Raw genomic sequence first — 1016 nt, 5'->3', positions numbered from 1 at the left:
TTCAGGCAACCGTCTGTGGTGTTTGCAGAGCTAAGATTGGCGGCTTAGCGTTGCACTTCGGAGTTGAATCCGCCAAGTACATTAATCTTCCGCCTTCTCTCCATCCTAATCCAGGTCATTCATCCTGCCAGCCCTTGCCAGCACTGGCCTCGCGCGATCTACCATACAAGGAACAAATTTTGTTCAATTTTTAAAATCCGGTGTTATAATGTGACCCACGTCACACTATTGACCTCTGGTCAGCGGGCGGAGAAATTTCCCTGGCGTTTCTCCTGTACCCGATGGTGATGCCATTTTGGTCGGGGCATTTATCATCTGGAATCCGGGAGTTTGTTCGATGGGCACAATAGCCGCGAGTGTGGTGCTGATGCGCTGGGAGCTGCTGAGCGCAGTTATGATGTTTTTCGCCAGCAGTTGCAAAATAAAATGCCGTCAGCGCAGTCGCAATGCCATGGCGTTTGTTTTTAGCGGAATCGGTATTGGTATGTCATGCTGGTTCGTCACTGGCCTGCTGGGTATCACACTGAGCGCAGAAAACCTGCATAACTTCTGGTCCGTAACCAAAGACGTGTTTATCGAAGTGATGAGCCAGACACCGCCTAACCTGCCGATGCCATAAGCCCTGAACAATATAATGCAGGCTGTCCACAGCCTGCATTTTCCTGCACCTGCCGTTCTACACTTTTTTTAGCATCGCCGGGATATTCAGCTCCTGTTGTTCTGATGACGGACGTGCGTGATGGATACGATCCTGAATCCACATCTCCCCCATCATCTGATTGAGTCCGCGATCCAGCCCGGTCACCAGACCCGCGCCAGGCGTGAAGGTCAGTTCGCCAAAATAAATATGGCCTTCGTGGATATACCAGTCGACACGCACATAATCGAAATCAGCAGCCAGGCGTTTACTCAACTCCAGCGCCTGTACCAGTGCGCGATGGTTAGGGAAGGTGCGATTTAATCATTCAAAGTTCTGTTCATGACTACAATGATTGCCGTTCATCTATCGTTTTCAG

General features: G+C 50.3%; 2 protein-coding genes and 1 pseudogene. 2 read left to right on the top strand and 1 reads right to left on the bottom strand.

Annotated features, from left to right (window positions below; all coding sequences use genetic code 11):
• Together ACSZO1_RS22460 and ACSZO1_RS22455 are read left to right on the top strand one after the other, a co-directional pair.
• Nucleotides 1-194 (top strand): hypothetical protein (locus ACSZO1_RS22460; RefSeq protein ID WP_437616597.1); only part of this gene is annotated, 194 nt, incomplete at its 5' end.
• 143 nt (nt 195-337) lie between these two features.
• Nucleotides 338-619 carry a YjcB family protein gene (locus tag ACSZO1_RS22455; RefSeq protein WP_437616595.1) on the top strand — a complete coding sequence of 94 codons (282 nt, stop codon included), beginning with the start codon at nt 338-340 and terminating at the stop codon, nt 617-619.
• A gap of 57 nt (nt 620-676) precedes the next feature.
• Here ACSZO1_RS22455 and ACSZO1_RS22450 read toward each other — a convergent pair.
• A pseudogene (locus tag ACSZO1_RS22450) lies at nt 677-934 on the bottom strand (ATP-grasp fold amidoligase family protein); the annotation flags it as partial.
• Nucleotides 935-1016: the final 82 nt, after the last annotated feature.

The organism is Erwinia sp. V71, assembly GCF_965644245.1.
Classification (GTDB): domain Bacteria; phylum Pseudomonadota; class Gammaproteobacteria; order Enterobacterales; family Enterobacteriaceae; genus Erwinia.
Note: the sequence above shows the minus strand (reverse complement) of the source record. Positions and strands in the feature narration are given on the sequence as shown.